The 23,904-nt window shown below is 68.9% G+C and carries 24 protein-coding genes; 17 read left to right on the top strand and 7 right to left on the bottom strand.

The features are described 5' to 3' along the window. Window positions 1–72: 72 nt before the first annotated feature. Genes ASC46_RS07275 through ASC46_RS07265 form a run of 3 tightly spaced genes read left to right on the top strand, consistent with a single transcriptional unit; the run spans window position 73 to window position 3,451 of the window. Window positions 73–1,545 carry a sugar ABC transporter ATP-binding protein gene (locus tag ASC46_RS07275; protein WP_055458633.1) on the top strand — a complete coding sequence of 491 codons (1,473 nt, stop codon included), beginning with the start codon at window positions 73–75 and terminating at the stop codon, window positions 1,543–1,545. After that, window positions 1,542–2,483, top strand: a complete 942-nt coding sequence (locus tag ASC46_RS07270) for an ABC transporter permease (protein ID WP_055458632.1) — start codon at window positions 1,542–1,544, stop codon at window positions 2,481–2,483. Before ASC46_RS07275 ends, ASC46_RS07270 begins: the two co-directional genes overlap by 4 nt. Next, a complete protein-coding gene (locus ASC46_RS07265; protein WP_055458631.1) occupies window positions 2,483–3,451 on the top strand; it encodes an ABC transporter permease in 969 nt (322 codons plus the stop codon). Before ASC46_RS07270 ends, ASC46_RS07265 begins: the two co-directional genes overlap by 1 nt. 1 nt (window position 3,452) lies before the next feature. Here ASC46_RS07265 and ASC46_RS07260 read toward each other — a convergent pair whose 3' ends face one another. Then, the gene (locus ASC46_RS07260) at window positions 3,453–4,394 is read right to left on the bottom strand and encodes a 2-dehydro-3-deoxygalactonokinase (RefSeq protein WP_055458630.1); all 942 of its coding nucleotides are present in this window, start codon (window positions 4,392–4,394) and stop codon (window positions 3,453–3,455) included. A 107-nt stretch (window positions 4,395–4,501) separates the two neighbouring features. On the opposite strand from ASC46_RS07260, the gene ASC46_RS07255 reads away from it, so the two are divergent. From ASC46_RS07255 to ASC46_RS07195, 13 genes are all read left to right on the top strand, one after another. After that, the gene (locus ASC46_RS07255) at window positions 4,502–5,431 is read left to right on the top strand and encodes a dihydrodipicolinate synthase family protein (RefSeq protein ID WP_055458629.1); all 930 of its coding nucleotides are present in this window, start codon (window positions 4,502–4,504) and stop codon (window positions 5,429–5,431) included. Beyond that, entirely contained in the window at window positions 5,431–6,597 is a 1,167-nt protein-coding gene (locus ASC46_RS07250; protein WP_055458628.1) for a mandelate racemase/muconate lactonizing enzyme family protein, read from the top strand. Before ASC46_RS07255 ends, ASC46_RS07250 begins: the two co-directional genes overlap by 1 nt. 51 nt (window positions 6,598–6,648) lie before the next feature. Continuing rightward, on the top strand, window positions 6,649–7,911 hold the full coding sequence (locus ASC46_RS07245) for an ABC transporter substrate-binding protein (RefSeq protein ID WP_186438086.1): 1,263 nt from the start codon (window positions 6,649–6,651) through the stop codon (window positions 7,909–7,911). 79 nt (window positions 7,912–7,990) lie between these two features. After that, a complete protein-coding gene (locus tag ASC46_RS07240) occupies window positions 7,991–8,950 on the top strand; it encodes a carbohydrate ABC transporter permease (protein ID WP_019400526.1) in 960 nt (319 codons plus the stop codon). 10 nt (window positions 8,951–8,960) lie between these two features. Beyond that, the gene (locus tag ASC46_RS07235) at window positions 8,961–9,788 is read left to right on the top strand and encodes a carbohydrate ABC transporter permease (RefSeq protein WP_055458626.1); all 828 of its coding nucleotides are present in this window, start codon (window positions 8,961–8,963) and stop codon (window positions 9,786–9,788) included. 16 nt (window positions 9,789–9,804) lie between these two features. Continuing rightward, window positions 9,805–10,938: an ABC transporter ATP-binding protein gene (locus ASC46_RS07230; RefSeq protein ID WP_055458625.1), complete on the top strand. Its 1,134-nt coding sequence runs from the start codon at window positions 9,805–9,807 to the stop codon at window positions 10,936–10,938. A gap of 37 nt (window positions 10,939–10,975) precedes the next feature. After that, complete coding sequence (locus ASC46_RS07225) at window positions 10,976–11,959, top strand: NAD-dependent epimerase/dehydratase family protein (protein WP_055458624.1); 984 nt, start codon at window positions 10,976–10,978, stop codon at window positions 11,957–11,959. Further along, window positions 11,896–13,647, top strand: a complete 1,752-nt coding sequence (locus ASC46_RS07220; protein ID WP_055458623.1) for an SMP-30/gluconolactonase/LRE family protein — start codon at window positions 11,896–11,898, stop codon at window positions 13,645–13,647. Before ASC46_RS07225 ends, ASC46_RS07220 begins: the two co-directional genes overlap by 64 nt. Next, window positions 13,644–14,384 (top strand): SDR family NAD(P)-dependent oxidoreductase, encoded by a 741-nt coding sequence (locus ASC46_RS07215; protein ID WP_055458622.1) that lies wholly within the window; start codon window positions 13,644–13,646, stop codon window positions 14,382–14,384. Before ASC46_RS07220 ends, ASC46_RS07215 begins: the two co-directional genes overlap by 4 nt. A gap of 70 nt (window positions 14,385–14,454) precedes the next feature. Further along, complete coding sequence (locus tag ASC46_RS07210; RefSeq protein WP_055458956.1) at window positions 14,455–15,009, top strand: sigma-70 family RNA polymerase sigma factor; 555 nt, start codon at window positions 14,455–14,457, stop codon at window positions 15,007–15,009. Continuing rightward, window positions 14,993–15,766 (top strand): anti-sigma factor family protein, encoded by a 774-nt coding sequence (locus ASC46_RS07205; RefSeq protein ID WP_055458621.1) that lies wholly within the window; start codon window positions 14,993–14,995, stop codon window positions 15,764–15,766. The genes ASC46_RS07210 and ASC46_RS07205 overlap by 17 nt, the downstream gene beginning before the upstream one ends. Window positions 15,767–15,808: 42 nt before the next feature. Further along, window positions 15,809–16,534 (top strand): Bax inhibitor-1/YccA family protein, encoded by a 726-nt coding sequence (locus ASC46_RS07200; protein WP_019400518.1) that lies wholly within the window; start codon window positions 15,809–15,811, stop codon window positions 16,532–16,534. Window positions 16,535–16,563: 29 nt separating this feature from the next. Further along, window positions 16,564–17,136: a DUF2076 domain-containing protein gene (locus tag ASC46_RS07195; RefSeq protein WP_055458620.1), complete on the top strand. Its 573-nt coding sequence runs from the start codon at window positions 16,564–16,566 to the stop codon at window positions 17,134–17,136. A 56-nt stretch (window positions 17,137–17,192) separates the two neighbouring features. Here the strand turns inward: ASC46_RS07195 and ASC46_RS07190 are convergent, their stop codons facing one another. Beyond that, the gene (locus tag ASC46_RS07190; protein WP_055458619.1) at window positions 17,193–18,083 is read right to left on the bottom strand and encodes a LysR family transcriptional regulator; all 891 of its coding nucleotides are present in this window, start codon (window positions 18,081–18,083) and stop codon (window positions 17,193–17,195) included. 150 nt (window positions 18,084–18,233) lie between these two features. Here ASC46_RS07190 and ampC point away from each other — a divergent pair, with 150 nt between their 5' ends. Beyond that, a complete protein-coding gene (ampC, locus tag ASC46_RS07185; RefSeq protein ID WP_055458618.1) occupies window positions 18,234–19,406 on the top strand; it encodes a class C beta-lactamase in 1,173 nt (390 codons plus the stop codon). 52 nt (window positions 19,407–19,458) lie between these two features. Here the strand turns inward: ampC and ASC46_RS07180 are convergent, their stop codons facing one another. From ASC46_RS07180 to ASC46_RS07160, 5 genes are read right to left on the bottom strand one after another with little or no spacing between them, the layout of a single operon-like run. Beyond that, window positions 19,459–19,809, bottom strand: coding sequence for a cytochrome C oxidase subunit IV family protein (locus tag ASC46_RS07180; protein ID WP_055458617.1), 351 nt, complete (start codon window positions 19,807–19,809; stop codon window positions 19,459–19,461). A 10-nt stretch (window positions 19,810–19,819) separates the two neighbouring features. Further along, the gene (locus tag ASC46_RS07175; RefSeq protein ID WP_055458616.1) at window positions 19,820–20,536 is read right to left on the bottom strand and encodes a heme-copper oxidase subunit III family protein; all 717 of its coding nucleotides are present in this window, start codon (window positions 20,534–20,536) and stop codon (window positions 19,820–19,822) included. Window positions 20,537–20,548: 12 nt separating this feature from the next. Next, on the bottom strand, window positions 20,549–21,247 hold the full coding sequence (locus tag ASC46_RS07170) for a cytochrome c oxidase subunit 3 (protein WP_055458615.1): 699 nt from the start codon (window positions 21,245–21,247) through the stop codon (window positions 20,549–20,551). Beyond that, complete coding sequence (locus tag ASC46_RS07165; protein WP_055458614.1) at window positions 21,244–23,034, bottom strand: cytochrome c oxidase subunit I; 1,791 nt, start codon at window positions 23,032–23,034, stop codon at window positions 21,244–21,246. The genes ASC46_RS07170 and ASC46_RS07165 overlap by 4 nt, the downstream gene beginning before the upstream one ends. A gap of 45 nt (window positions 23,035–23,079) precedes the next feature. Continuing rightward, window positions 23,080–23,901 (bottom strand): cytochrome c oxidase subunit II, encoded by an 822-nt coding sequence (locus ASC46_RS07160; RefSeq protein WP_055458613.1) that lies wholly within the window; start codon window positions 23,899–23,901, stop codon window positions 23,080–23,082. Window positions 23,902–23,904 lie beyond the last annotated feature (3 nt).

The raw sequence follows: 23,904 nt of genomic DNA, 5'->3' as shown, positions 1-23,904 counted from the left end.
GATCGGAGCCGTCCGGCGGACAAGGCCGGGCGGCTTCCCGTCTCTTCCGCGGGCATCGAACGGGACAGGTCCATGGACGCTCCGTCGGCTTCTGCCATCGTGCAGCTCGAGGGTGTGCGCAAGAGTTTCGGCGCCGTGCGCGCGCTCGCCGGCGTCGACCTCGACGTGCGGGCTGGCGAATGCCTTGGCCTCGTCGGCCACAATGGGGCCGGCAAGTCGACATTGATGCAGGTGCTCGCCGGTACGCTCGCCGCCGACGAGGGTCGGCTCGTGGTCGCGGGCGACGACATCACCGCGAGCGCCGGCGTGGCTGCGGCCCGGGCACACGGCGTCGTCTGCGTTTTCCAGGAACTGTCGCTGTGCCCCAACCTGACGGTGGCCGAGAACGCCCGCGTCATGCACCGCGCCTTCCGGGGCTTCGGCTGGCGCAAGCGCGCCGGCGCGGCCATGGCGGCCATGCTCGACGACATCTTCCCGCGCCACGGCATCGATCCGGCGGACGTGGTGGCGGACCTTTCCATCGCCCGTCGGCAGATGGTGGAGATCGCCCGCGCCTTCCTCGTCACCGACGAGCCGCTGCGCCTCGTCATCCTCGACGAACCGACCTCCTCGCTCGACCAGGTGGTGGCCGAGCAGCTCATGGCCTTCGTGCGCCGCTTCGTCGCCCGGGGCGGCAGCGTCATCCTCATCTCGCACCTGCTCGGCGAAATTCTCGCGACCAGCGACCGTGTCGTGGTCATGAAGGACGGACGCGTCGTCGAGACCCGCCCTGCCCGCGACTTCACGCGCGATAGCCTCGTCGCCGCCATGGGCTCCGTCGCGGCACGGGAGGATGAAAAGCGGGCGGCGGCGGCGCAGCCGGCGGGCGAGGTCGTGGTCGAGGCGCGTCCCGCGCGGCAGGCGGACGGGCGGAGCCTTCGCGCGCGCCGGGGTGAGATCGTCGGCCTCGCCGGGCTTGCCGGCCACGGCCAGACCGATCTTCTCGTGCGCATCAATGCCGCGGCTCAGGGGCGCGAGCCGCACGCGCGCGTTGCCGGCGCGGTCGCCTTCGTCGCCGGCGACCGCCAGTCGGATGGCGTGTTCCCGCTGTGGAGCATCGCGGAGAACATCACGATACGGTCCCTCGGGGGCCTGCGCCGGTTCGGGCTCATCGACCCTGCGGCGGAGGCGCGCATGGCCGAGGAATGGCGCCAGCGTATCGCCATCCGCACGCCCGACATGGGCAACGGCATCCTCTCGCTCTCCGGCGGCAACCAGCAGAAGGCGCTGTTCGCGCGGGCGCTCGCCTCTGATGCCGGCATCGTGCTGATGGACGATCCCATGCGCGGTGTCGATGTCGGCACCAAGCAGGAAGTCTACGGCATGATCCGGGCGGAGGCGGCGCGCGGGCGCACCTTCCTCTGGTACACGACGGAGTTCGACGAATTGCGCCACTGCGACCGCGTCTACGTCTTCCGCGCCGGCGCCATCGTCGCCGAACTGGCCGCCAACGAGATCACGGAAGAACGGGTGCTGCAGTCGTCCTTCGCCGAGGAGGCGGCATGAACGCTCTGATGCCTTCGCCGCGCCTCGTCAGGGCGGCGCTGCCAGCCCTGTCGCTCGCGGCGCTCCTCGTCGCCATCTGGTTCGTGCAGCCGCGGGCCATCAGCTATTTCGGCTTCAACCTGATGCTGAACCTCGCGATGCCGATCGCCTTCGCGACCATCGCGCAGCTCTGCGTCATCACGGTCAACGACCTCGATCTCTCCATCGGCGCCTTCGTCAGCTTCGTCGCCTGCGTCGGCGCCACCTGGCTCAATGCGACCCCGCTTCTCGGGGTCGCGGTGCTCCTCGGCGCGGTCGTCGTCTATGCCCTCGTCGGCGCGCTGATCCACCTGCGCAACCTGCCGTCGATCGTGGTCACGCTCGGCATGTCCTTCTTCTGGCTGGGCTGCTCGGTGCTGCTCCTGCCTTCGCCGGGCGGCAGCGCGCCGGCCTGGCTCGCGGCGCTCGTGAAGGTCAGGACGCCCCTGGTGCCGTTCGCCATCCTCGTCAGCGCCGCCCTGGCGCTCGTCGTCCATGTCGGCCTCATGCGCTCGGCCTGGGGGGCGATCCTGCGCGGGGCGGGCGGCAATCCGGTGGCGGTGGCGCGGGCCGGCTGGTCGTTGCTGCGCACCAAGGTGACGATGTTCGCGCTCGCCGGCTTCTTCGGCGTCCTCAGCGGCCTGTCGCTCGTCGGCCTCACCACCTCGGCGGACGCCAACATCGCCATCCGCTACACGCTCCTGTCCATCGCCGGCGTCATCCTCGGCGGGGGCGAGTTCGTCGGCGGGCGCGTCTCGCCCGTCGGCGCGGTCCTCGGCGCCATGACGCTGACGCTCGCGGGCTCACTCCTGTCCTTCCTGCGCATCTCGCCCGACTGGCAGATCGGCGCCCAGGGCGCCATCCTCATCGTCGTCCTGGCGCTGCGCGCCCTCGTCAACCGGCTCGAGCGGAGGCGCTGATGCGGCAAAGCGCCTTCTCCCGCCTCGCCGACTGGTCCGCTGAGCGGCCCTGGCTGTGGTCCTTCGTCGGCGCGGGCCTCATCTTCCTCGCGACGACCGCCTTCACCAGCGGCAAGGGCGGCGGCGACGTGCTGACGGCGGCGCTCACCTTCGCCACCTTCTACGTCATCGTCGGCATCGGCCAGATGTTCGTCATCACGACGGGACCCGGCAATGTCGACCTGTCGATCCCCGCCAATATCGCGCTCGCCGGGGCCGTGGCCATGAAGGTGATGGACGGCAGCAACGCGATGATCGTGCCGGGGCTCGCCGCCGTCGCCGCCGTTGGGCTCGCCATCGGCTGCTTCAATTTCGCGCTGATCCGCATCCTCTCCATCCCGCCCATCATCGCGACGCTGTCGGCGAGCTTCCTCGTGCAGTCGACGGCGATCGCCTATGGCCGCGGCCTGCGCATCAAGCCGCCGCCGATCTTCGCCGAGCTTGCGACGGGGCGCGTTCTCGGCGTGCCGATCCTCGCCATCATCGCCATCCTGGTCGCGGCGGCGATGGCACTCGTGCTGCGCCGCACGGTCTACGGCCGCTCGGTGCTCGCCATCGGGCAGAATGCGCGGGCGGCGGGGCTCGCCGGCATCCGCGTCGCGCGCGTGCGCTTCGCCACCTATGTCCTCAGCGCCGTCTTCGCGAGCTTCTGCGGGGCGCTGCTCGCCGGCTTTTCGGGCGGGGCCTCGCTCAACATGGGCGAGGAGTTCCTGCTCGCCTCCATTGCGGTCGTCGTCATCGGGGGCACCTCGGTCGCCGGCGGCTTCTCCAACGTGCCGGGCATCTGGGGCGCGTCACTGTTTCTCTACCTGCTCGTGACCATGCTCAACACCTTCGGCGTCGGGGCCGGCGTCCGCCTCATCCTCACCGGCCTCATCATCATCGCCGTCATCGCCCTGTCGGGCGGGCGCCGGCCGGGCCGCGGCTAGATCACACAAGCGCGGTGATGGCGAGCGCCCCGCGCACGGCGGCGTCCTCGGGACCCATGACGACCGCGAGCCCGCTCGCCTCGGCGGCGCGGCGGTAGAGATCGACGAGGTCGTCGTCGCCGACGACGGCGACCGTGTCACCGGCCCTGCACCAGCCGCCGCGCTCGGCCTCGACGAATTCCCAGCCGATGACGAGGCCGGAGAGGTAGTCGACCATCTCGCCCGGCGTGATCTTTCCGGCGAGCCACCCCGTGCGGACGGAAAAGAGGCGGGTCAGGAGACCGCCGGCGTCCGGCTGCGCGTCGCGCGCTGCGGCGAGGCCGCGCGCGAAAGCCTGGCGGTCGGGGACGGCGGGCCGCGCCGCGACCTTGGCGAGGAAGGAGTGGCGCGACAGGGTCGCGAAGATCTCGCCGGTCACGAAGGTCTGGAAGCGTTCGATGCGCCCCCCGGCGATGCGCGCCCATTTGGCGTGGGTGCCCGGCAGGACGACGGTCATGTCACGCCCGAGGCCGAAGCCGACGAGTTGTGTCTCCTCGCCCCGCATCACATCCGGATAGGGCCGGGCCGCCCGATGGGTGAGCCCGGGCAGGAAAGTGACGGTGTCGCCCCCTTCGAGTTCGAGGCGCCGTGCCGCGGCCGCGAGATCCGCCGGACTCGCCGGCGTCGGCACGTAGGGCATCTCCAACCAGCCGTTGCGGCTGCCGATCATGCCGGCGGCGACAATGGACAAGGGGCCACGTCGTTGCCGCCACGGTGTGAGGGTGCGCGCAAGGAGCCCGGAGAAATCGCCGTCCACCATCGACTGGATACCTTGCGGCGTCTCGATGCGCTCACTCTCTTCTCCGTCCGGGCCGATCAGCAGGGCGCGGAATTGCGCCGGTCCCCAATCGAGGACGACGTTGGGTTCACTCTTCGGCTCACGTTTCGCGGCGTCAGCGCCCATTCCAGGACCTCCTCCCGTCTCTCTTGGTTGACACTGCTTAGCACCCGGACATATGATCCACAATAAGCAACAAATGATCCAATATATGGATCAAAGGGAGTAGCGCTGTGCTGAGGGGTATCCTGCCTGTCCTGCCGACGCCGTTCCGGCCTGATGGCGCCATCGACGAAGCCGCCATGCGCCGCCTCGTCGCCTTCGCGCTGCGGAGCGGGGTGGACGGGGTCGTCTTCCCGGGCTTCGCCAGCGAGGTGGAGAGCCTCTCCGGCGAGGAGCGGCGGCGTCTCCTTGCCGTTGTCGTCGATGCCGTTGCAGGGCACGTCCCGGTCGTCGCGGGGGCGAGCGCAGCTTCGCTCGAAGAGACGATCGCCCATTGCCGGGATGCGCTGGCTGCCGGCGTCGGCAGCGTGATGATCCAGGCGCCGCGGGGCATCGGCGCGGACCGCGAGGCGGTCACCGCCTTCTTTCGCGGCGTCGCCGAGGCAGTGCCGGGCCCCGAGATCGTCCTGCAGAACGCGCCGGCCCCGCGCGGCTCGGATCTCGACCCGCGAACGATCCTCGCGGTCGTGCGGGATGTGCCGGCGGTGCGCTGGGTCAAGGAGGAGACGCTGCCCTCCGGTCCGGCCATCACCGCGATCCTCGCCGAAGCGCCGGCGCATCTCGCCGGCGTCATCGGCGGCGGCGGAGCGCGCTACATCCTCGACGAATATGCCCGCGGCGCCTGCGGCGCCATGCCGGCGCTGGAACTCGCCGACCTGCACGTGGCGCTCGACCGTGCCTGGCAGGCGGGGGACCGCGCCCGCGCCCGCGCGCTCTACATGCGCAGCCTGCCGCTCCTCGCCCTGCAGGCGCTCTACCGCATGCGCCTGACGAAACACGTGCTGAGGCGGCGCGGCGTCCTCCACAACGCCGAGGTGCGCGCGCCGACGCCGGAGCTCGATCCGTGGAGCACGGCCGATATCGACGGCTGGTTCGACGAGGTCGCGGATCTCCTCACCGTCATGCCGCCGGCGGCAGCCGAAGCCGTGGGAGCACGCTGATGGCAGAGCGCGTCGCATCCGTCACCGCCCACACCATCACCCTGCCGCGGGAGACGCCCTATCTCGGCGCGCTGCGGCCCGGGGAGGAAGTGAATGCGCGCGGCTACATCGTGCGCAAGGGCAACCGCACGGTCTATCCCACCGTCGATCGCAGCGTCGTCCTGCGCATCGAGACGACGGGCGGGGCCGTCGGCTGGGGCGAGACCTACGGCATCGTCGCGCCGGGCACGGTGCTGGCGCTGGTGGAAGACCTGCTCGGTCCCTTCGTCGTCGGACGCGACCCGCTCGACGCGGCCGTCATCCACGACGACCTCTACGACCTCATGCGCGTGCGCGGCTATACCGGCGGCTTCTATCTCGATGCGCTCGCCGCCATCGACATCGCGCTGTGGGACCTTGCCGGCAAGCTCGCCGGCCTGCCCCTCGTCAAGCTGCTCGGCGGCCAGCGGCGCGAGCGCATCCCGGCCTATGTCTCCGGCCTGCCGGAGCGAACGCGCGCCGCCCGTGCGGATCTCGCCGCGCATTGGCAGAAGAGGGGATTTTCCTCCTTCAAGTTCGCCGCGCCGGTCGCCGACGATGGCCTGGCGAGGGAAATGGCGACGCTGCGCGAGCGCCTCGGCGAGGAGGCGCGCATCGCCTGCGACATGCACTGGGCCCATACGGCGGAGGAGGCGATCCGCCTCATCCGGGCCATGGAGCCGCACGACCTGTGGTTCGCCGAGGCGCCGGTGCATACGGAGGACGTTGCCGGTCTCGCCCGCGTCGCCGCGCAGGTGTCGACGACGATCGCGGCCGGCGAGGAGTGGCGCACGGTCTTTGATCTCGTGCCGCGCGTCGAGCGCCGGGCCTGCGGCATCGTCCAGCCGGAGATGGGCCACACCGGCGTGACCGAGTTCATGCGCATCGGCGGCTATGCTGAGGCGCATCACCTCAAGGTCATTCCCCACGCGACCATCGGCATCGGGCTGTTCCTCGCGGCGAGCCTGCACGCGAGCGCGGCGCTCGCCGCCGTCGACTGCCACGAGTTCCAGCATTCCATCTTCGAGCCCAACCGCCGCCTGCTCACCGGCGACATGGACTGCGCGGACGGGTTCTACACCCTGCCGACGGGGCCGGGGCTCGGCGTCGAGCCGTCCAGCGAGGCACTCGACCTGTTGCGATCATAAGAAACAGACCCAAGGCGACCACGGGAGGAAGCCATGCATCTGACGAAGAGACTGAAAGCCCTGGGCCTTGCCGCGGCGGCCGGCGCCCTTCTGGCGACCGGCACCATCGTCCCCGCCGCGGCCGACACGACCCTGAAATTCGTCTCCTGGCAGAAGGACGAGCGGGGCGTCGGCGACTGGTGGGGTGCGCTCATCAAGGCCTTCGAGGAGAAGCACCCGGGCGTCAAGATCGAGTGGACGAAGGTCGAGCGCGGCGCCTATTCGGATACGATGACGACGCTGTTCGCCGGCGGCTCGCCGCCGGACATCGTCCATCTCGCCTCCTTCGAGTTCCAGAAATTCGCCGACAACGGCTGGCTGGAGAACCTCGATCCCTGGATCGAGAAGGCGAAGCTCAACCTCGACGGCTGGGCCGGCCAGAAGACCTGCGAATGGCAGGGCGACACCGTCTGCATCATGATGCTCTATTTCGGCTACGTCATGGGCTACAACGAGGAGCTCTTGCAGAAGGAGGGGCTCGCCGTTCCCAGGACCTGGGATGAGTTCATCGCCGCGGCCCGCAAGACCACGAAGGATCTCAACGGCGACGGCATCCTCGACCAGTTCGGCACCGGCCACGAGACCAAGGGCGGCGGCGGGCAGTATCTCTCCGAGATGCTGAACTATGTCCTCGATGCCGGCGGGCGCTGGACCGACGCCAACGGCAAGGTGACCATCGACACGCCGGAGATGGTCGAGGGCCTCACCCGCTGGAAGGCGGTGGTGAAGGATAACCTCACGCCGCGCGACCTCTCGGCGGGCGAGGTGCGCCAGCTCTTCGCCGACGGCAAGATCGCCGTGAAGTTCGACGGCCCCTGGCTCTATCCCATCATGCAGAAGGGGGCGGCCAAGGATAAGCTGAAGCTCGCCATGGTGCCCTTCGATCCGCCGGTCGGCGGCTCGTCCAACGTGCTCGGCATGGCGAGCGAGATCTCCGACGACCGCAAGGCGCTCGTGTGGGACTTCATCGCCCTCGCGACCTCGGACGACTTCCAGACGAAATACGCCACCATGGCCGCCTCGACGCCACCGAGCCCGCGGGCCGACGTCTCGGGCGCCAAGGGCGAGACGCCGCATTTCGACCTGCTCGTCGAGGCGGCCCAGGCGGCCGCCAAGGCAGGCGTCGACCGCATCCCGACCGGGCTCGAGATCCAGTACAACGAATTCGCCAAGATGGTCATGGAAGAGGCCCAGCGCATGATCATCCAGGACCTCGACCCGAAGGCCGTCGCCGCGACGATGCAGGCGAAGGCCGAGGCGATCCAGAAACAGTAACGGCCTCAGGTCGAGCACCGGCCCGCCGGCCTCGCCGGCGGGCTCCCGCACCCCGGGGCGCGGTGAGAAGGTTATCGTCATGTCCACGCAGTCCATCCCCGCGCAGCCGCTTGCCGCCCGCGCGCCGGGCCGTCGTCGCCGCTTCGGCCTCGATCTCGCGCGTCCCAGCCGGCGGCACTGGCTCGGCTATCTCCTGCTCGCGCCGGCCGTGCTGCTGATCGCGCTCATCATCGTCTATCCGCTCTTCATCTCGCTCGACCTGTCGTTCCAGAACGTCGGCATCGCCCGGCTCGACCAGCCGCGGCGGCCCTTCACGCTGGCGAATTACGAGCGCCTCTTCACCTCGGCCGAGTTCTGGATGGCCTGCTGGGTGACGTTCAAGCTGCTCGTCATCGTCACCGGCGCCTGTTTCGTGCTCGGGCTCGCGACGGCGCTGCTGGTCAACAACAGGTTCCGCGGCCGCAGCATCGCCCGGCTCTTCGTCGCCCTGCCGTGGGCCGTGCCGGAGGTGATCGCCGTCGTCATCTTCGCCTGGATCTTCGATTCCTCCTTCGGGCTGATGAACTGGCTCTTCATCACGCTCGGGCTGACGAGCCAGACGATCAACTGGTTTTCGGACCCCGACGCCGCCTTCGCCGTGGTGGCGATCACCATGATCTGGAAGGGCTATCCCTTCGTCTCCATCATGGCGCTCGCCGGCCTGCAGTCGATCCCGGAGGATTTCTACAATGCGGCGAAGGTGGACGGGGCCAATGCCTGGCAGCGCTTCACCAACATCACCATCCCGACGCTGATGCCGGTGCTCGGCGTCACCATCGTGCTCGTCATGCTGTGGGTGTTCCGCGACTTCTCCATCATCTACGTGCTGACCGGCGGCGGGCCGCTCAAGGCGACGCAGACGCTGTCGATCATGACCTACGAGCAGGCCTTCGGCTTCTTCAAGATGGGCTACGCCTCGGCCGTGGGCATCGTCACGCTCGTCCTGTGCGTGCTGGCGAGCCTTCTCATGGTCGGCCGCCGCGCCGAAGCCATGTACTGAGGAGGCGGCGATGAAGCTCCGGTCCTCGCGCATCGTGCTCTATCTCGGCGTCGCCGCCACCTGCGCCGTGCTGCTGTTCCCGATCTACTGGCTCTTCGTGACGGCCATCTCGCCGCCGGCGGACCTGCGCTCGCTGCCGCCGCGCTTCTGGCCGGACGTGCCGCAATGGCAGGTCTTCTCGCGGATCGCCGAGGAGCGGCCGATGCTCCTGTGGCTGACCAACTCGACGCTCGCGGCGCTCGGCTCGGTCGCCCTGTCGATGACAGTATCGGTCTTTGCCGGCTACGCGCTGTCGCGCTTCAGGGTGCGCGGCGGCCAGTCCCTCGGCCTCTTCATCCTCACGGCGAAGATGCTGCCGGCGACGCTGCTCGTCATCCCGCTCTTCGGCATCTTCCGCTCTGTCGGGCTCATCGGCAGCCTCTGGTCGGTGGTGCTCGCCCACGCGACGCTGATCGTGCCCTTCACCACCTGGATGCTGAAGGGCTATTTCGACACCATCCCGCGCGAGCTCGAGCAGGCGGCGATGGTCGACGGCTGCTCGCCGCTCGGCGCGCTCTTCCGCGTCATCCTGCCCGTGGCGACGCCGGGGCTCGCGGCCACCGCCCTCTACGGCTTCGTGCTGTCCTGGTCGGACTATGCCTATGCCCGCACCTTCCTGACCAATGCCCAGCAGAGCTGGACGGCCAACCTCGGCATCACGACCATGAAGGGCGAATACGTCACCGACTGGAACGAGATCTCGGCCGCGGCGGTCTTCGTCGCCCTGCCCATCCTCGTCATCTACCTCTTCCTCGAACGCTATCTCGTCGGCGGCCTGACCGCCGGCGCGGAGAAGTAATCCGGAGCAGCGATTTATGGCCGGTATCCGCATCGAGAACGTCCGCAAGTCCTACGGCGCCGTCACGGTGCTCAGGGACTTCAATCTCGACATTGCCGACGGCGAGTTCGTCGTCTTCGTCGGTCCGTCGGGCTGCGGCAAGTCGACCATGCTGAAGATCCTCGCCGGCCTCGAGGAGGCGAGCGGCGGCCGCGTCCTCATCGGCGAGCGGGACGTGACGGACCTCGCGCCCGGCGACCGCGACATCGCCATGGTGTTCCAGAACTACGCGCTCTATCCCCACCTCACCGTCGCCCGCAACATGGGCTTCGGCCTCAAGATGCGCGGCATGGACCGGGGCGAGATCGACCGGCGCGTGAAGGAGGCGGCGAAGATCCTCGCCGTCGACCACCTGCTCGACCGGCGGCCGAAGGAGCTCTCCGGCGGCCAGCGCCAGCGCGTCGCCCTCGGCCGCGCCATCGTGCGCGAGCCGCAGGCCTTCCTCATGGACGAGCCGCTCTCGAACCTCGACGCGAAGCTCAGGGTGCACATGCGCGCCGAGATCAGCGCCCTGCACAAGCGCCTCGGCGTCACCACCATCTACGTCACCCACGACCAGATCGAGGCCATGACGATGGCCGACCGCATCGTCATCATGCGTGACGGGGAGATCCAGCAGATCGCCGATCCCGACACCATGTTCGCCCGGCCCGAGAATCTCTTCGTCGCCGGCTTCATCGGCTCGCCCGGCATGAACTTCCTGCTCGGCAACGTTACCGCCGACGAGCGCGGCGCGCGCGTCAGCCTCTTCGGGCAGGACGTCTCCCTGCCGGTGCCGCTCGCGGCGGTGCCCGGCATCGCCGGCCGGCCGGTCATCCTCGGCCTGCGTCCCGAGCACATCGGGCCGGCGCACGGCCCCGTCTCCTTCGCCGTGAGGCCGCGGCTGGTCGAGAGCCTGGGGAGCGAGAAATACATCTATGTCGACCTGCCGCACGAGAACCGCGGCGCACCGGCGGACGCCAAGGGCGCCGACGACGAGCGCCGGGGCGACGCCCTCATCGCCCGGCTGGTCGATGCCGGCGCGGTGGCCACGGGCGAGCCCATCACCTTGTCCTTCGACCCGGCGCGCCTGCACGTCTTCGACGCCGACACGCACCGGGCCATCCGCTGAGGTTTCGCCATGAGCATCGTCCCATGAGGATCCTCCGATGAGCATCGTCGTCACCGGCAGTGCCGGCCGTATCGGATCTCGGGTCGCGCGCCGCCTCCTCGACGAAGGCGAGGCGGTCGTCGGCTTCGACCTGCGCCCGGCCGGCATCGATCATCCCCGCTACCGCGAGGTCATCGGCGCCTTTTCGGACCCGGCCGCCGCACGGCAGGCGGCGGAGGGCGCTAAGGCCGTTCTTCATCTCGGCGCCTTGATGTCGTGGCGGCGCGAGGATGCCGACAGACTCTGGGAGGCGAACGTCACCGGCACGCGCATGGTGGCCGAGGCGGCCGCGGCCGCCGGCTGCCGGCGTTTCGTCTTCGCCTCGTCCGGCGAGGTCTATCCCGAGAACGTGCCGGCCTATCAGCCCATCGACGAGGACCATCCGCTTGCGCCCCGCACGCCCTACGGCCTCACCAAGCTCCTCGGCGAGGAGATCGTGCGCTTTCTCGGCCGCACGGGCGCCATGGAGACGGTGATCCTGCGCTTCTCGCACACGCAGGATGCGGCCGAGCTGCTCGATCCCGACAGCTTCTTCTCCGGTCCGCGCTTCTTCCTGCACCCCAAGATCCGCCAGCAGGAGGCCTTCGGCAACGCGGCGGCGGTCGCGGCGCTCGAGGCGGTGGACGACGGGCGCGAGGCGCTCGTCCTGTCGCGCAACGAGAACGGCCGGCCCTTCGCCATGCACATCACCGACACGCGCGACATGGTGGAGGGGATCCTGCTCGCCTTGCGCCATCCGGCCGCGGCCAGGGAGGTCTTCAACCTCGGGGCGAGCGAGCCGGTTGACTTCGCGCGCGCCCTGCCGCTCATGGCCGAACGCACGGGCCTGCCTCTGCGCGAGGTCAACCTGCCGGGGCCGGGCATCCACTATCGGACGGCCAACCGCAAGATCCGGGAACGACTGGGATTTACGCCGACATGGACCATCGAGCGCATGATCGACGAGGCGGTCGCGGCGCGCAGCGCGCGGCAGCGGTCGTAAGGCCGGAGGAGCGGGACGTCCCCACCGGCGCGGCCGCACTCGCCAAGGGGCTCTACCTGCTCGAGGTCATCGGCGAAGCGGAGACGCCGCCGCGGTTCAAGGACCTGCAGGCGGCGACCGGCCTGCCCAAGGGCACGCTGGCGCGCATGCTCAACACCCTCGTCCTCTTCCGCCTCGTGCGGCACGAGGAGAGCGACAGCACCTATCGTCTCGGCCACCGGCTCTTCGAGCTGGCGCACCGGGTGTGGGAATCCTTCGACCTGCGCGGGGCGGCCGCTCCGGTCCTCGACCGCCTGGCCGACGAGATCGCCGAGACCGTGGCCATCGCCACCATCGATGCGGACGAGGTGCTCTACATCGACCAGCGCAGCCGCGGCGGCGCCTTCGGCTTTCGCATCGAGGTCGGCCGCCGGGCGCCGCTCCATTGCACGGCGGGCGGCAAGGCGCTCCTCGCCTTCGCCGCGCCGCACGAGCAGCGGGCGCTCCTCGACCGCATCCGGCTCACCCGGCACACGGCGAATACCATTGCCGATGAGGCGGCGCTGACGGCGGAACTCGCGCTGATCCGCGCCCGCGGCTATGCGATCTCGGTGTCCGAGCATGTCGAGGGCGTCTCCTCCGCCGCCGCGCCCATCTTCGACCATACCGGCAAGGCGATCGCGGTGATGGGCGTCTTCGGCCCGAGCGCGCGCCTTCCCAACGACCGCCTGCACGTGCTCGGCCGCGATCTCATGGCGGCGGCGCGGCAGGTCTCGGGCAATGTCGGCGCCGCGCCCATGAACATCACCTCCCAGCTCGGTCCCGGCCACGGCGCTGATCCCGCCGTCGCGTGCGTCCTGCCGTGGGGCGCCCATCTCGCCGAGGGGCCGGTATGGATCGCCGGGCACGAGCGGCTCTACTGGGTCGACATCCTCGCTCCCTCGGCGAACCGCTTCGACCCGGTGACGGGCGAGAACGAGGAACTGCGCCTGCCGCAGCTCATCAGCGCGCTCCTGCCGCGCCGTGGCGGGGGCCTCGTGGCCCTCACGCAGACGGGCCTCGTCGGTCTCGACTTCGCGACGGGCGCGACGACGCCGCTCGTCGACCCCGAGGCGGACATTCCTGACAACCGCTTCAACGACGGCAAGTGCGACCGGCGGGGGCGGCTGTGGGCAGGCAGCATGCGCCTCGACGCGAGCCGCACCTCGGGCTCGCTCTATGTCATCGAGAAGGACCTTTCCTGGCGGCGCGTCTCCTCCGGCTATACCGCCGCCAACGGGCTCGACTGGAGCCCGGACGGGCGCACGCTCTATTTCGTCGATTCCGTGCCCGGCCGGATCTATGCCTTCGATTGCGATCCCGAGACGGGCACGGTCGAGAACCGGCGCGTCTTCGCCGAGGTGCCGCCCGAGGAGGGGAGGCCGGACGGGCTTGCCGTCGACAGCGACGGCTTCGTCTGGTGCGCTTTGTGGGACGGCTGGCGCGTGCGCCGCTATGCGCCCGACGGGCGGATCGACCGGGACGTCGGCCTGCCCGTGCCGCGGCCGACGAGCGTCGCCTTCGGCGGCGCCGACCTGAAGACACTCTTTATCACCTCCGCGCGCGTGCGCCTGCCCTCGCGCGTGCTCACCGAGGCGCCGTTCTCGGGCGGGCTCTTCGCGCTGCCGGTCGCCGTGCCGGGCCTGCCCACGGCGGCTTTTGCGGTATGAGCGCGCTCTACCCTGATCTCGCCGGCCGCGTCGCGCTCGTCACCGGCGGCGCGGACGGCATCGGCCGGGCGACCGTCATGGCGCTCGCGCGCCAGGGCGCCCGCTGCCTCGTGCTCGACATCGATGCGGACAAGGGCGAGCGGCTCGTGGCCGAGGCGCCGGGCGTCGTCTTCCGCCGGGCGGACCTGCGCGACGTCGCGGTGACGGTTGCCGCGATCCGGGACGGCGAGCAGGCGACCGGCCCCGTCGCGCTCCTCGTCAACAACGCCGGCCATGACGAGCGCCATGCCTTCACCGAGGTGACGCCGGACTATTGGGACGACCGCCTCGCCGTGAACCTGCGCCACTTCATGTTCGTCACCCAGGCGGTGGCACCGGGCCTGCGCGCCGGCCGCGGCGCGGTCGTCAACCTCGCCTCCACCTCCTGGATGCAGGGCGCGGTCAACCTCATCGCCTATACGACGGCGAAATCGGCCGTCATCGGCTTCACGCGCTCGCTGGCGCGTGAACTCGGGCCGGGCGGCGTGCGCGTCAACGCCGTCACGCCCGGCTGGGTGATGACGGAGCGTCAGCGCGCCGCCGCGACCGCCGAGCGGCTCGCCCGTGCGGCCGAGCGCCAGGCGCTGCCCGGCGAGATCCTGCCCGAGGACGTCGCGGCGATGATCGTCTTCCTCCTGTCGGGCGAGGCACGCATGTGCACGGGCCAGAACTTCATCGTCGACGCCGGCGTGGTGTAGGGGGCGCGGGGCCGCAAAAATTTCGACGTCCAAGGGACGAATTCGGTCGGCGGCTCCGTATATGGAGCTGATGACGTCGCAACGGTCCCGCTTCGACACCCTCGGACAGCTCACGGCGCTGCGCCGCTATGCGCGGTCGCTGACGCGCGACGATGTCGCTGCCGAGGACCTCGTGCACGATACCTTGCTGCGCGCCTACGAGCGGCGCGGCAGCTTCGAGGCCGGCCGCGGCTTGCGCGCATGGCTGTTCTCCATCCTCCACAACCTTTTCGTGGACGGGCAGCGGGCCCGGCGGGCGGACGAGCGCCGCAAGGCGCTCGTGGCCGATCTCCATCCCGAGCACCAGCCGGCGGTCCAGGACCAGCAGCTGCGCCTCGCCCAGCTGCGCCGCGCCTTCATGGACCTGCCCGACGAGCAGCGCGCGGCGCTTCACCTCGTCGCCATCGAGGGCATGAGCTTCGCCGAAGCCGCGAAAGCCCTCGGCATTCCCTCCGGCACGCTGATGTCGCGCCTTGCCCGGGCGCGCGCGGCGCTCCGGGCACTCGAGGAGGGGGAAGCCGGCGCCCGTCGGGGCAAGGCGCCAGACCTCAAAATCGTAGGAGGATCCGATGGACCGTCCCATTGATCCGATCACCGAGGCCGATCTCGAGGCCTATGTCGAGGACCAGTTGCCCGTGGCCCGCCGGATCGAGGTGGAAGCGCACCTCGTCCGGCATCCGGACGAGGCGGTCCGCGTGATCACGGACCTCAAGATCCGCGACGAGTTGCGGTTGGCCCTCGCCGGGCCGCCCTATGTCGGGCGCAGCGCGACGGCCGAAGCGGCCCTGCGGCTGGAGCGGGGGCTGTCGCGCGACCGTTTCCTGCGCCAGCTGCGCAAGGTGGCGGCTGTCGCCGTCCTCGTTGGGACCGGCTGGCTCGCCCACGCCGAGTTCGGTGCCCTGCGCGTCGGCGAGGTCGTCGCCTCGGCGATCCCGCCAGCCTATGTGGTGGATGCCATGCAGGCACACCGCACGGCCGAGGTACGCGCCGGCATGGCGTCGCAGCCCGCCGTACCGCGCTACGACCCGGCCGAGATCCGCTCGGCGACGGCGATCGGCCTGCCGCCCCTGCCCGAGGGCTGGTCCGTCGCTGACGTGCAGATCTTCCCCTCCACCTTCGGGCCGAGCGTCGAGATGGCGATCCGCACCGAGGCGCTTGGGACGGTGTCGCTCTTTGCCGTGCGACCGGGCGCCTTCGATGTCGTGCCGGCGACGGTCGCTCACCACGGCGATCTCGCCGCCGCCTACTGGCAGATGGGCGAGGTCGCCTATGCGCTCGTGGCGCGCGCCGATTCCAAGGAACTCGACCGGGCCGCCGACCGGCTGGTCCGAGCCCTCTACTGAGTGCAAACCCAAGCAACTGATCCACCCCAGGAGAACCAAGCGATGAACATGCCGAACTATGGCTACGGCTGGCAGGCGGGCGGTGCCCGCGTCGATCGGGCACTCTTCGACGAGGGCCTGCGCCAGCACATGCTGCGCGTCTACAACTACATGGCCCTCGGCCTCGTGCTGACGGGCGTCGTCGCCTTCATCGTCGGCACGACGCCGGCGCTCTACGTGCCGATCTTCTCGACGCCGCTCAAGTGGGTGGTGATGCTGGCGCCGCTCGCCTTCGTTCTGTTCTTCTCCTTCCGCATCCAGACCATGTCGGCGGCCGGCGCGCAGGGCCTGTTCTGGGCCTTCTGCGGCGTCATGGGCCTGTCGCTCGCCTCGATCTTCCTCGTCTTCACCGGCACGAGCATCGCCCGCACCTTCTTCATCGCTGCCGCGATGTTCGGCGCGACGAGCCTCTACGGCTACACGACGCGGCGGGACCTGTCGCAGTTCGGCTCGTTCCTGATCATGGGCCTCATCGGCGTGATCATCGCGAGCATCGTCAACCTGTTCCTCGGATCGAGCGCGCTGCAGTTCGCCATCTCGGTCATCGGCATCCTCGTCTTCGTCGGCCTGACCGCGTGGGACACGCAGGCGATCAAGGAGCGCTATGCCGAGAACTTCGATGCGGAATCGCAGCAGAAGCTCGCTGTCTTCGGCGCTTTCTCGCTCTATCTCAATTTCGTCAACATCTTCCAGCTGCTGTTGAATTTCACCGGCGAGCGGGAAGGCTGAATTCGTTCGAGCAACGGAGCTTCGTGACAATGGACAATCAGGACCGGCAGGCCATCGAGGGTTTGTTCGCCCGCCTCGGCGAGGTCGAGCGCCAGGCGGGCCCGCGGGATCAGGCGGCCGAGAGCTTCATCCGCGAGCGCATGGCGCAGCAGCCGGGGGCGCCCTATTTCATGGCCCAGACCATCGTGATGCAGGACTACGCCCTGCGGGAGGCGCAGCGGCGCATCGAGGAGCTGGAGCGCCAGGCGTCGCGCCCGGCCGGCGGCCTCTTGTCGGGCCTCTTCGGCGGCGGGCAGACGAGCCGCGCCGGTTCCGTTCCGCCGATGCCGCGCAGTGCGGCCGCCCCGGGCGGCGTGGCGCCTGCAGCGGTGCCGCCGGCGGGGATGCAGCCCGGCCGCGGTGGCGGCTTCCTCGCCGGCGCGGCGCAGACCGCCATGGGTGTCGCCGGCGGCGTCCTGCTGGGCAATGCCATCGCCGGCATGTTCGGCGGCAACGAGGCCCAGGCTGCCGAGGCTACGACGCCGGAGGCGGAGCCCGAGCCAGCGGCGGACGAGGGTGGCGGCTTCTTCGATGGCTTCTTCGGGGGCGACGAGGAGATCTGAGCGGAGCCGCAGGAACCTGCCGCGAAGAACGAGGGGCCGGCGCAAGCCGGCCCTTTTCATTCGGAGGCCGGTCTTTCCACGCCGATCTCATCCAGCAACCAGTTGCGGAAGGTCGCCATGGCCGTCGTGTCGCTGCGCGACTGCAGCCGCGTCAGCCAGTAGCGGCCGGTCGCCACGGTGACGGGGAAGGGCTGTCGCAGGGCACCTGTTTCGAGATGCCGCGCGAACATGAGCGGCGGGGCGAGCGCGATGCCGAAACCCTGCAGGGCGGCTTCCATCATGGCGAGGGAGGAATCGAAGACGACGCTCTCGGGCACGGCCGGGCCGGCCCCGACGCCCGCGGCGGCGAGCCATTGCGGCCATTCATCGCTGCGGTAGGAGCGCAGCAGCCGGTGCGCGAGCACATCCTCCGGCTTTGTCAGGCACCGGGCGACCTCCGGCGCGCACAGAACGGACAGGGGAGCCTCCAGCAGCGGCAGGGCATCGATGCCGTGCCAGGCGCCTTGGCCGAAGCGGATGGCGTAGTCGAGGCCCTCGGCGGCGATGTCGACGCGGTTGTTGTTGGTGGAGAGGCGCAGGTCGACGAAGGGATGGCGCGCGCGGAAGGCGTCGAGCCGCGGCAGCAGCCAGCCGACGGCGAAGGTTCCGACTGCGCCGACGGTCAGCACCTCGCGGCCGCCGCCCTCGAAACGCTCCAGTGCCGTGGCGATGCGGTCGAACGAGCCCTGCAGCACCGGCAGCAGGGTCTCGCCCTCGCTCGTCAGCATCAGGCCGCGGGGCAGGCGGATAAAGAGCGTCGCATCGAGCTGCGCCTCCAGCTGTTTCACCTGATGGCTCACCGCTGCCTGCGTGACCCGCAGCTCGATGGCGGCCTTGGTGAAGCTCAGGTGGCGGGCCGACGCCTCGAAGGCGCGCAAGGCATTGAGTGGCAGATAGCGGCGGACCATGGCGGCCCCAAATTTTCTAATGGCTCCCCCGAGATATTATCGTTTGCGAGAGACGGTCATGGAATTGTATTTCGACTATCCTGCGCGCGATTAATCATACAAAGGCGATTAATCTGCGAGAAAGGCATGTGATTTATAGGAGCATAACCGATGAAAAGAAAATATATCGTATCCATATACATCATGTGCTCGTCCATTTTTCTTGCGACAGCGGGCGCTTGTGCGGCAGAACTGGATAGAGGCTTGCTGAAGGCCATCGTCGACGTTGCCATCGAGCCGGTCATGAGAGAGCATGCCGTTCCCGGCATGGCCGTCGGCCTCACGGTGGACGGGAAGCATTACTTTTTCAACTATGGCGTGGCGTCGAAGGAAAGCGGGCATCCGGTAACGGAGACGACGCTGTTCGAGGTCGGCTCGGTCAGCAAGCTCTTCGCGGGGCTGGTGGGTGCCTGGGGCGCCGTGGAGGGCGAAGTCTCGCTCACGGCGCCGGCGAGCAGCTACATGCCGGCGCTGCGCGGCTCCAGCTTCGACAGGATCACCCTGTTGCAGCTCGCCACCTACACGGCCGGGGGCCTGCCGTTGCAGTTCCCGCCCGAGGTCAGGGACGAGGCGAGCATGGTCTCCTACTTCCGCAGCTGGAAGCCCGCCTATCCGGCGGGAGCGCAGCGGGTCTACTCGAACCCGAGCATCGGCCTTTTCGGCCATCTCGCCGCTGCCGGCATGGGCCGCTCCTACGAGGACATCCTTGAAGCCAAGATTCTGCCCAGCCTCGGTATGGCGAGCACCCATGTCCGCGTGCCGCCGGAGCGCATGGCAGACTATGCCTTCGGCTACACGAGGGAAGGCAAGCCGCGGCGCATTTCCCTCGACGTGCTCGGTGCGGCGGCCTACGGCGTGCGGACGAGCGCGGCCGATCTCCTGAAGTTCCTCGACGCCAACATCGCGCCGCCGCAGGACGCGCGGCTGCGCCGGGCCATCGCCGCGACGCAGACGGGCTATGTCCGCGTCGGCGAGATGACCCAAGGCCTCGGCTGGGAGCGATACGACTATCCCGTGTCGCTCGAGACGCTGGTCGCCGGCAACACACCGCAGGCGAGCGGCAAGGGGAAGGCCGCCACCTGGCTCGTTCCGCCCGCGCTGCCACGGCCGGACGTGTTACTCAACAAGACCGGGTCCACCAACGGCTTCGGCGCCTATGTCGCCGTCGTGCCGGGCAGGCGCCTCGGCATCGTGCTCCTCGCCAACCGGTTCTATCCGAACCCCGACCGCGTCCGTGCCGCGCACGCCATCCTAAGCGCCGTGGCGGACGGCGCGGCGCGATAGGGAAGAGGCGATGGATGCCGGCCGAGGGGCGGCGAGCCCGTCGACCGGTGGCCTACTGGCCCGCACTGAAGAAGGCCAGCCGCGTCAGCAAGGTGTAGTCCGCCTCGACGGCCATGGCGGCGAGGAAGGCGAGAATGGCGCCGATCGGCACGAGGATGGCATAGACGAGGGCGAGCCGCTCCCATGCCATGTGCATGAAAACGGCCACGATGAGCCCCGCTTTCAGCATCATGAAGGTCAGGATCAGCGAATAGCGCAGCGTCCCCGTGAGGTGGAAGTAGTCTACGAGATAGGAGAAGGCGCTCAGCACGAAGAGCCAGCCCCAAACGACGAGATAGAGCCGGATGGGGTGGGCCTTGACGACGATGCGGTGAGCCGCGTCGCTGCGGGCGATCTCACTCATGGCGTCCTCCTCACCAGAGGTAGAAGAAGGCGAAGATGAAGACCCAGACGAGATCGACGAAGTGCCAGTAGAGGCCCATGATCTCGACGGCTTCGTAGCGTCCCTTGCGGCCTGTGAAGAAGCCCGGCCGTCCGTGGTCGAAATCGCCGCGGATGACCTTGCGGGCGACGATCAGCAGAAAGATGACGCCGATGGTCACGTGCGTGCCGTGGAAACCCGTGATCATGAAGAAGGCGGAGCCGAACTGCGCCGCCCCCCACGGGTTGCCCCAGGGCCTGACCCCCTCGCTGATGAGCTTCGTCCATTCGAAGGCCTGCATGCCGACGAAGGTGGCGCCGAGGAGGGCGGTCACCACCAGAAGCGCAGCCGTCGGCCGGCGCTGGCGGCGGTAGCCGTAGTTCACCGCCATGGCCATGGTACCGCTGCTCGAGATGAGCACGAAAGTCATGATGGCGATGAGGATGAGCGGCAGATGATGCCCGGCGATCTCGAGGGCGAAGACCTCGCTGGCATTGGGCCAGGGCTCGGCGGTCGACATGCGCGCGGTCATGTAGCCGATGAGGAAGGTGCCGAAGATGAAGGTATCGCTGAGGAGGAAGATCCACATCATGGCCTTCCCCCACGACACGTTGCGGAAGGCGCGCTGATCGGCGGAGAAGTCGGTGACGATCGTCGCCAGGCCGCTCTCGGGTTCGCGGGTGCGATGCTCGGTGAACGCGGTGTTCATCGCGCCTTCCTTTCACGACAGCAACTGGCGGCAGACGGCGAGGAAATCCCCCGCCCAGCCGGTGATGACGGCGAAGAGGACGAGCCAGACGAGGGCGAGGAAATGCCAGTAGAGCGCACAGAGCTCGACGGGCAGCTGCGCCGCCGCGGCATCGGGGCTGCGCCAGAGCTTCACCGTCACGGCGACGAGCGCCACGAGCCCGCCGAGGATGTGCGCGCCATGCAGGCCGGTGAGCACGTAGAAGAAGGAATTGGCGGCATTGTCCGCCAGCCGGTAGCCCGAGCCCGCGAGTTCGTCCCAGGCGATGAGCTGGCCGCCGAGGAAGGCTGAGCCGAAGCCCGTGGCGGCGAGGAGCCCGTCGAGCGCGCGCTCCTTCTCGCCGCGCCGGGCCGACCGGACGGCCCAGACGAGGGCGGCGCTGGCGAGGAGGATGAGCAGGGTGGTCACCCACAGGATGCGCGGCACCGGCAGGGCCGACCAGTCGGCCAGCTGCATGCGCATGGTGTAGGCGCTGAGAAACAGCGAGAACAGGGCGCCGACGACGGCGAGGAAGACGCCGAGCCCCACCTTGGCGGCCGGCATGTGCGCGAGGCCGCCGGTGTCCTCGACGATACCGGCCGCCAGCCACGGCCGGCTCATCAGCCGCTGGCCGTACAGCCACCAGGCTGCGAGCGCGGCAAGGAGGACGAGGAAGGCGACAGCCGCGGTCACGACATGCCTCCCGGCGCGGGTCGGGGCCCCAATGGCACGGCCTCCGGCGGCATGTTCTGCGGAATGAAGTCCTGGGCGACGCCGGGCACGTTGTAGTCATAGGCCCAGCGGTAGACGGTGGGCTGTTCCCTGCCCCAGTTGCCGTGCGGCGGCGGCGTTTCGGGCGTCTGCCATTCGAGGCTTGTCGCCCGCCACGGATTGCCGCCGGCTTCGCGCCCGTGCCGGATGCTCCAGATGAGGTTGAACAGGAAGAGGAGCTGTGCCGCCCCGACGACGAGGGCGAGGACGGTGATGTAGGCGTTGAGCATCTGCGCCGAGGCCGGGAAGAAGCTGGCTTCCCCCATCTCGTGGTAGCGCCGCGGCACGCCGAGGAGACCGAGATAGTGCATGGGGAAGAAGATGGCGTAGGTGCCGAGGAAGGTGATCCAGAAGTGCAGCTTGCCGAGTGCTTCGTTCATCATCCGCCCGGTGACCTTGGGATACCAGTGGTAGATGGCGCCGAAGATGACGAGCACGGGCGCGATTCCCATCACCATGTGGAAATGCGCCACGACGAACATGGTGTCCGACAGGGGCACATCGACCACCACATTGCCGAGGAAGAGCCCAGACAGGCCGCCGTTGACGAAGGTGACGATGAAGCCGAGGGCAAAGAGCATCGGCACGGTGAGATGAATGTCGCCGCGCCACAGGGTCAAGATCCAGTTGTAGACCTTGATCGCTGTCGGCACGGCGATGATGAGGGTTGTCGTGGCGAAGAAGAAGCCGAACCACGGGTTCATGCCGCTGACGTACATGTGGTGCGCCCAGACGACGAAGCTGAGCGCGCCGATGGCGAGGATCGCCCACACCATCATGCGATAGCCGAAGATGTTGCGCCGCGCGTGCGTGGCGATGAGATCGGAGACGATGCCGAAGGCCGGCAGGGCAACGATATAGACCTCCGGGTGGCCGAAGAACCAGAACAGGTGCTGAAAGAGGATGGGGCTGCCGCCGCCGTAGTCGAGCGGCGTGCCGAGCTCGATGAGCGACGGCATGAAGAAGCTGGTGCCGAAGATCTTGTCGAACAGCATCATCACCGAGGCGACGAACAGGGCCGGGAAGGCGAGCAGCGCCATCACGCTCGCCGTGAAGATGCCCCAGACCGTCAGCGGCATGCGCATCAGCGTCATGCCCCGGGTGCGCCCCTGCAGCACCGTGACCACGTAGTTGAGGCCGCCCATGGTGAAGCCGGCGATGAACACGATGAGCGACACCAGCATCAGGATGATGCCGCTCTCCTGGCCGGGCGTGCCGGAAAGGATCGCCTGCGGTGGATAGAGCGTCCAGCCCGCCCCCGTCGGGCCGCCAGGGGCGAAGAAGCTGGCGAGGAGGATGACGACGGCGAGCAGGTAGAACCAGTAGCTCAGCATGTTGGCGTAGGGGAAGACCATGTCCCGCGCGCCGACCATGAGCGGGATGAGGTAATTGCCGAAGCCGCCGAGGAGCACTGCGGTGAGCACGTACACGATCATCATCATGCCGTGCATGGTGATGAGCTGGTAATAGGCGGCGGCGTCGATGAAGGCGAAGGTGCCGGGAAAGCCGAGCTGCAGGCGCATCAGCCACGACAGGAAGAGCGCGATGAAGCCGATCGCCAGCGCCGTCACCGTGTACTGGATGGAGATGGTCTTGGCGTCCTGGCTGAAGACGTATCGCGTCAGCCAGCTGTGCGGATGGTGGAGGGTGAGGTCCTCCACCTCGGTCGCTGCGGTTTCTGCCACCCTGTCGAGGGGAACGTCGGCCATCGCTTCAACCCTCCGCCCTTTCCCGGCCGCCGCGCGGCCGGCATCTCACCGCTCGGCTATCACCGGCACCGCCCGCTGCGCCGCCGGGCGCGCCGGCTGCTGCTGTTCCAGCCAGGCGCGGTAGTCGCTTTCCTCGGCCACCACGACGAAGCCGCGCATGAAAGCGTGGCCGACGCCGCACATCTCGGCGCACAGCACCTCGAAGGTGCCGGTTCGCGTCGGCGTCAGCCAGAAATAGGTGACCATGCCCGGGATGAGGTCCATCTTGGCGCGAAACTCGGGCACGTAGAAGTCGTGCAGCACGTCGAGCGAGCGCAGCACCGCCTTCACGGGCCGGCCGACGGGCAGGTGAAGCTCTCCCCCCTGCACCATGACGTCATCCGCCCCGCGCGGATCGTCCGGGTCGAGGCCGAGCGGGTTGTCATCGGAGACATGCCGGATGGCCGTGGCGCCCAGCCTGCCGTCCGGCCCCGGCAGCCGGTAGCTCCACTGCCATTGCTGGGCGACGATCTCCACCTCGTCGGCATCGGGCGGAACGGTAATGAACTGGCGCCAGACATAGAGCCCCGGCGCCAGCATGGCAGCGACGCCGATGGCGGTGACGACCGTGAGCCACCATTCGAGGCGCCTGTTCTCCGGCTCGTAGAGCACCTCGGCCTGCTGCGGCCGGTGGCGGTAGCGCCAGACGCACCAGGCCATGAAGAGGACGACGGCGACGAAGACGAGCCCGGTGATCCAGAAGGTGATGGTGATGGTGTGGTCGATGTAGCTCCAGTTGGAGGCGATCGGCGTCCACCACCATGGGCTCAGGAGATGGAACACCACAGAGCCGATGGCGATGACAAACAAGGCGAGAGCGACGTACATGGC

It is taken from the genome of Chelatococcus sambhunathii, from assembly GCF_001418005.1.
Classification (GTDB): Bacteria; Pseudomonadota; Alphaproteobacteria; order Rhizobiales; family Beijerinckiaceae; genus Chelatococcus_A; species Chelatococcus_A sambhunathii.
The sequence above is the reverse complement of the archived record's forward strand: the minus strand, read 5'-3'. Positions and strand labels throughout refer to the sequence as shown.